Source organism: Kitasatospora sp. NPDC101176, assembly GCF_044768035.1.
Taxonomy (GTDB): Bacteria; Actinomycetota; Actinomycetes; order Streptomycetales; family Streptomycetaceae; genus Kitasatospora.
In genome coordinates this window covers 67,660-74,367 of the sequence record NZ_JBIWPA010000043.1, presented here as the reverse complement: position 1 = coordinate 74,367, position 6,708 = coordinate 67,660, and the positions used below count along the sequence as shown (strand labels likewise).

Sequence of the window (6,708 nt, the reverse complement as noted above, 5' to 3'; positions counted from 1 at the left end):
TTCGGTCTGCCTTCCAGCAGGCCCTCCGGGCGCTTCGTTCTTTCGTGTTTCCAGCTTATCAGATGTTTTCCGCTCCGTTTTCCCGGAGTTTCATTCACCCGACCGGCTTTTTGCCTTTCGGCGCTCCCGAACTCTACCAGAGTTTTCCGGGCCGTTTTCCGCGGTCATTCCCGAATTCATATTCGAGAACTTCCGGCGGGGCCGTCCCGTGGGGCAACCCGGAGAACATTACGCACCGGGCTGCCCCACGTCAAACCGGGACCGGCCGGGCCGGCTCCTGAGGGGTGGCACCCCTCAGGAGCCGGCCCGGGCCCTGGACCAGGCCCTCACGGCATCAGACCTCGACGACGACCGGGAGGATCATCGGCCGGCGGCGGTAGTTGTCCGCCACCCACTTGCCGATGGTCCGGCGGACCAGCTGCTGGACCTGGCGCGGCTCCAGGACGCCGTCGCTCGCCGAGCGGTCCAGGGCCTCCTGGAGCTTGGCGACGACCGGCGCGAACGCGCTGTCCTCGATGCCGGAACCGCGGGCCTGGATGGTCGGGCCGCCCACGATCTTGCCGTTGGTCGAGTCGACCGCGACGAAGACCGAGATGAAGCCCTCCTCGCCGAGGATTCTGCGGTCCTTCAGCGAGGCCTCGGTGATGTCACCGACCGAGGCACCGTCCACGTAGACGTACCCGGCCTGCACCTTGCCGACGATGCGGGCGACGCCGCCCTCGAGGTCGACGCAGACGCCGTCCTCGGCGATGACCACGCGGTTGCGCGGCACACCGGTGGCGATGCCCAGGTCGGCGGCGGCGCGCAGGTGCCGCCACTCGCCGTGGACGGGCATCAGGTTGCGCGGCTTGCAGATGTTGAAGAAGTACAGCAGCTCGCCGGCCGAGGCGTGGCCCGAGACGTGCACCTTGGCGTTGCCCTTGTGCACGACCTTGGCGCCCCAGCGGGTCAGGCCGTTGATGACCCGGTAGACGGCGTTCTCGTTGCCCGGGATCAGCGAGGAGGCCAGGACGACGGTGTCGCCCTCGACGATGCGGATCTGGTGGTCGCGGTTGGCCATCCGGGACAGCGCGGCCATCGGCTCGCCCTGCGAGCCGGTACAGATCAGCACGACCTCCTTGTCCGGCAGGTCGTCCAGCTGCTTGACGTCGACGACCATGTTGCCGGGGACCTTGAGGTACCCGAGGTCGCGGGCGATGCCCATGTTGCGGACCATCGAGCGGCCGACGAAGGCGACCTTGCGCTTGTACTCGTGCGCGGCGTCCAGCACCTGCTGGATGCGGTGCACGTGGCTGGCGAAGGAGGCGACGATGATGCGCTTGTCGGCGTTGGCGAACACGTTCCGCAGCGCGGCCGAGATGTCCCGCTCGTGCGGGATGAAGCCGGGGACCTCGGCGTTGGTGGAGTCCACCAGCAGCAGGTCCATGCCCTCCTCCGCCAGCTTGGCGAAGGTCGGCAGGTCGGTGAGGCGGCCGTCGAGCGGCAGCTGGTCCATCTTGAAGTCGCCGGTGGCGACGACCATGCCCGCGGGGGTGCGGACCGCGACCGCGAGGGCGTCCGGGATGGAGTGGTTGACCGCGATGAACTCGCAGTCGAAGGGACCGATGCGCTCGCGCTGGCCCTCCTTCACCTCCAGCACGTACGGCCGGATGCGGTGCTCGGCGAGCTTGGCCTCGATCAGGGCGAGGGTCAGCTTCGAGCCGATCAGCGGGATGTCCGGGTTCTCCCGCAGGAGGAACGGTACGGCGCCGATGTGGTCCTCGTGGCCGTGGGTGAGGACGATGCCGTCGATCTTGTCGAGGCGGTCCCGGATGTAGCTGAAGTCCGGGAGGATCAGGTCCACACCGGGCTGCTCGTCCTCGGGGAAGAGGACGCCGCAGTCGACGATCAGGATGCGGTCCTCGTACTCGAAGACCGTCATGTTGCGGCCGATCTCGCCGAGGCCGCCGAGCGGAGTGATGCGGAGGGCGCCCTCCTTCAGGGCGGGGGGCGCGCCGAGTTCGGGATGCGGGTGACTCAAAAGACTCTCCTCACGACGCACGCCATATGCCCGGGGTCCTCCCCTGGAGACATATGGCGTGCGTTCTCAGTGTCGTTTTCCTACCGGGTCGGTGCTCTCGCGCCTTCGGTCCGGTCCAGCGGCGGGCCCGTGAGGGTCCGGCGAGCCGGGGCGCGCACGTCTGTGTCTGCTACAGGTGTACCCCGCCGGCGGCGAGATCCTTCGTCAATTGCGCGATCTCCTCGGGAGTCGCACCGACCAGGGGCAGCCGCAGCGGGCCGGCCGGGAGGCCCTGGAGCCCCAGTGCCGCCTTGGTGAGGATGACGCCCTGCGTGCGGAACATACCGCTGAACACCGGGAGCAGGCTCTGGTGGATCGCAGTGGCCTTGGCCACATCGCCGGACAGGTACGCGTCGATCATCGCACGCAGTTCGCCGGCCACCACGTGCCCGACGACGCTGACCACACCGGCGGCCCCGACGGAGAGCAGCGGCAGGTTGAGGACGTCGTCGCCGGAGTACCAGGCGAGGCCGGAACGGGCGATGGCCCAGGAGGCCGCGCCGAGGTCCCCCTTGGCGTCCTTGTTGGCGACGATCCGCGGGTGCTCGCCGAGGCGGACCAGCGTCTCGTGGGAGAGCGCCACGCCGCTGCGGCCCGGGATGTCGTAGAGCATGACCGGCAGGCCGGTGGCGTCGGCGATGTGCACGGTGTGCCGGTACAGGCCCTCCTGCGGGGGCTTGCTGTAGTACGGGGTGACGACCAGCAGGCCGTGGGCTCCGGCGGCCTCGGCCTGGCGGGCCAGTTCGGCGCTGTGGTGGGTGTCGTTGGTGCCGACGCCCGCGACCACGTGGGCACGGTCCCCGACCGCCTCCACCACGGCGCGGACGAGCTGGGCCTTCTCGGCGTCGCTGGTGGTCGGGGACTCACCGGTGGTGCCGTTGACGACGAGACCGTCGTTGCCGGAGTCGACGAGGTGCGTGGCGAGGCGCTGGGCGCCGTCGAGGTCGAGTCCGCCGTCGGCGGTGAACGGGGTGACCATCGCGGTCAGGACCCGGCCGAAGGGCGTCTGGGGGGTGGAGGTCGGAGCCATGCGTCCAAAGCTACTCGTAGGCGGTGGGGCGGTACCCACACCGGTCCAGGGTTCGGACATCGGGCAGGTGCCGTGAGCGGCCGAAACGGGCGGCGGCCGGACGGGGCCGGGCGGGGGGAACGGCGGAGGGGTGGGATCCCGGTGCTGCCCGCTCGGGGGTTCGGGCAGCACCGGGATCCGTGTTCACGAATGTAGGGAGCGGCCGGAAAAGCCGCAATCCAGACATGCCAGACACTCAGCCCATATGCCCATCGCCCCAGGTCAGGGGGCGACCCGGCCGTGCTTCTCGAAGGCCGCATGGGTGAGCGGCATCAGCCTCGCCCACTCCTGCTCCATCTGCTCGGCGACCATCTCGATCTCGCGCTGCGGGAAGGACGGCACCGCCGAGTTCTCCCGCTTGGTCCGCAGCGACAGGAAGTGCATCAGCGAGCGGGAGTTACAGGTCGCGTACATCGAGGAGAACAGGCCGACCGGCAGCACCGCGCGGGCCACCTCGCGGGCCACGCCGGCCGCCAGCATCTCCCGGTAGCGGGCGTAGGACTCGCGGTACGCCGCCTCCATCGCCTCCGTGGTGGTCCGGTGCTGCTCCGGGGTGCCCTCGACGAACTCGTAGCGGCCCGGGCGGCCCTGCTGGACGAGCTTGCGCTCCTCCGCCGGGACGTAGAAGACCGGCTGCAGCTCGCGGTAGCGGCCGGACTCCTCGTTGTACGACCAGCCGCTGCGGTGCCGGTGGAACTCGCGGAACACGAAGATCGGCGCACTGATGAAGAAGGTCATCGAGTTGTGCTCGAAGGGCGTGCCGTGCCGGTCCCGCATCAGGAAGTTGATCAGGCCCGCGGACTTCTCCGGGTCCTCCCGCACCGCCTCCAGGGACTGCTCCCCCGCGGTCGAGACCCGGGCCGCCCAGATGACGTCCGAGTCGGCGGCGGCACTGCGGACCAGCTCCACCGTGACGTCGCTGCGGAAGCCGGGGACCGGCGCTTCGTCGCTCACGCGTTGCTCCTTGCGGGATCGGTGCTGTGCAGCCTGATGGCGTGCTGCATGGTCTTGCGGGCCCGCGGGGTGTCACCGGCGTCGGCGTACGCCACCGCGAGGCGGAACCAGACCCGCCAGTCGGCCGGCGAGGCCTCCGCCTCCGTCCGGCGCCGGGCGAACACCGCGTCGGCCGAGGCACGGTCGATCCGCCCGCCCCCGGTGCGCACCAGCTCGTCCACGGGCAGGCCGCCCTCGGCCTCGAGCTGCCGGGCGAGCAGCTCGCTGGCCCGGCCGAAGCGGACGGTCTGGCGCAGGAACCAGACGCCGATCACCGGGATCACGAAGGCGCACACCCCGATGCCGATGCCGAGCGGCTTGCCGGTGGCGACCAGCTGGACGCCCTCCCCCACGCAGATCAGGGCGACCAGCAGCAGCACGCCGGACAGGACGAAGAAACCGGTACGGGAGGTCATGACGCGCTCCTGGGGATCGGCACGGTCACAGGTCCAGGAAGTGCTCGAGGCCGAAGGTCAGCCCCGGGTGGTCGACGACCTTGCGGACGCCCAGCAGGATGCCCGGCATGAAGCTGCTGTGGTGCAGCGAGTCGTGCCGGATGGTCAGCGTCTCACCGGTGTCGCCGAACATCACCTGCTGGTGCGCGAGCAGACCGCGCAGCCGGACGGCGTGCACCGGCACCCCGTCCACGTCGGCGCCGCGGGCGCCGGGCAGGCCGTGGGTGGTCGGGTCCTGCTGGGGCGGCCGGCCGGCCTCGGCGCGGGCCGCGGCGATCAGCTGCGCGGTGCGGGTGGCGGTGCCGCTGGGGGCGTCGGCCTTGCGGTCGTGGTGCAGCTCGACCACCTCGACCGACTCGAAGTACCGGGCCGCCGTCTGGGCGAACTTCATGCCGAGGATCGCACCGATGGAGAAGTTCGGCGCGATCAGCAGACCGAGCTCCGGCGCCCCGGCCAGCAGGCCGCGGACGGTGTCGAGCCGCTCGTCGGTCCAGCCGGTGGTGCCGGTGACCACGTGGATGCCGTGGTTCAGGCAGTAGTCGAGGTTTCCCATCACCGAGTCCGGGTGGGTCAGCTCGACGGCGACCTGGGCACCGGCCTCGGTCAGCTCCTGCGGCTTCGACCCGCGGCCCAGGGTGGCGACCAGCTCCATGTCCGGAGCGGCCTCCACCGCCTTGACCGCCTCGGAGCCGATCCGTCCCCGGGCGCCGATCACGGCGACACGCAGCGTCATAGCGGTAGTCCTCTCACACCAGCAGGTCGGCGAGCTTGGCCGCCCGCCTGTCGTTGACCGGGCCGATCAGCGCCAGCGACGGCCGGTACGCGCCCAGCACATCACGGGCCACCTCGTGCACGTCGTCCAGGGTCACGGCCGCGATCCGGCCCAGCATCTCGTCCACCGACAGGTGGTGGCCGTAGCTGAGCTCGGCCTTGCCGATCCGGTTCATCAGCGAGCCGGTGTCCTCCATGCCGAGCACGGTGGAACCGGAGATCTGGCCGATCGCGCGCTGCAGCTCCTCCTCGGTGATGCCCTCGGCGACCACCTTCGCCAGCTCGGCGCGGCAGATCCGCAGCACCTCCTCGACCCGCTTGGGCTGGCAGCCGGCGTAGATGCCGAACAGGCCGCTGTCCGCGTAGGAGGAGGAGTACGAGTACACCGAGTAGGCGAGGCCGCGCTTCTCCCGGACCTCCTGGAACAGCCGGGAGCTCATCCCGCCGCCGAGGGCGGCGTTGAGCACGCCCATCGCCCAGCGGCGCTCGTCGTGCCGGGGCACCCCGGGCACGCCCAGCACCAGGTGGGCCTGCTCGGTGGAGCGGTTGAGCACCTCGACCTTGCCGGCCGTGCGCAGCGCCTTGACGCCGCGGCGGGCCTCGGCGGGGGCCGCCTCCGAGCGGGCCAGCACCGGCGCGAAGGCCTGCTCGACCTGCTTGACGACCTTGCGGTGGTCGAGGTTGCCGGCCGCCGAGACGACCAGGTTCTCGGGCCGGTAGCGGCGGTGGTAGAAGCCGGCGATCTGGTCCCGGGTGAGCGCCTTGATGGTCTCCTGGGTGCCGAGGATCGGGCGGCCGAGCGGGCCGCTGCCGTAGATCACCCTGGCAAAGAGGTCGTGCACGACGTCGCCCGGGTCGTCCTCGGCCATCGCCATCTCCTCGAGGATGACGCCGCGCTCGGCGTCGACGTCCTCGGGGCGGATCAGCGAACCGGTGAGCATGTCGCAGACCACGTCGATGGCCAGCGGCAGGTCGGTGTCCAGGACCCGGGCGTAGTAGCAGGTGTTCTCCTTCGCGGTGAAGGCGTTCATCTCGCCGCCGACCGCGTCCAGGGCCGCCGAGATGTCCAGCGCGCTGCGCCGCTCGGTGCCCTTGAAGAGCAGGTGCTCCAGGTAGTGGGTGGCGCCGTTGAGCTGCGGGGTCTCGTCCCGCGAGCCGACGCCGACCCAGATGCCGAAGGTCGCGGAGCGCACCGTCGGCAGGGTTTCGGTGACGACCCGCAGGCCGCCGGGGAGGACGGTGCGGCGCACCGTGCCGGCGCCGTCGACGCCCTTGAGCAGGGTCCGGGTGGTGCCGGGGCGCTGCTTCGCCGCCGGGGCCTGAGCCACGGGGGGTACCTCCAGAGGAAACGCGCGCGGGAA

Annotated in this window: 6 protein-coding genes; all 6 read right to left on the bottom strand. The window is 70.8% G+C overall.

Annotated features, from left to right (window positions below; all coding sequences use genetic code 11):
- Positions 1-334 precede the first annotated feature (334 nt).
- Entirely contained in the window at positions 335-2,020 is a 1,686-nt protein-coding gene (locus ACIRS1_RS35920) for a ribonuclease J (RefSeq protein WP_402846666.1), read from the bottom strand.
- A gap of 169 nt (positions 2,021-2,189) precedes the next feature.
- Entirely contained in the window at positions 2,190-3,089 is a 900-nt protein-coding gene (gene dapA / locus ACIRS1_RS35915; protein ID WP_360214392.1) for a 4-hydroxy-tetrahydrodipicolinate synthase, read from the bottom strand.
- A gap of 261 nt (positions 3,090-3,350) precedes the next feature.
- Positions 3,351-4,082, bottom strand: coding sequence for an FAD-dependent thymidylate synthase (gene thyX, locus ACIRS1_RS35910; RefSeq protein WP_360214394.1), 732 nt, complete (start codon positions 4,080-4,082; stop codon positions 3,351-3,353).
- Complete coding sequence (locus tag ACIRS1_RS35905) at positions 4,079-4,537, bottom strand: tetratricopeptide repeat protein (protein WP_360214396.1); 459 nt, start codon at positions 4,535-4,537, stop codon at positions 4,079-4,081. Before ACIRS1_RS35905 ends, thyX begins: the two co-directional genes overlap by 4 nt.
- 25 nt (positions 4,538-4,562) lie before the next feature.
- Positions 4,563-5,309 (bottom strand): 4-hydroxy-tetrahydrodipicolinate reductase, encoded by a 747-nt coding sequence (dapB, locus tag ACIRS1_RS35900; protein ID WP_360214398.1) that lies wholly within the window; start codon positions 5,307-5,309, stop codon positions 4,563-4,565.
- A gap of 13 nt (positions 5,310-5,322) precedes the next feature.
- Positions 5,323-6,675 carry a pitrilysin family protein gene (locus ACIRS1_RS35895; RefSeq protein WP_360214400.1) on the bottom strand — a complete coding sequence of 451 codons (1,353 nt, stop codon included), beginning with the start codon at positions 6,673-6,675 and terminating at the stop codon, positions 5,323-5,325.
- Between the last annotated feature and the right edge of the window lie 33 nt (positions 6,676-6,708).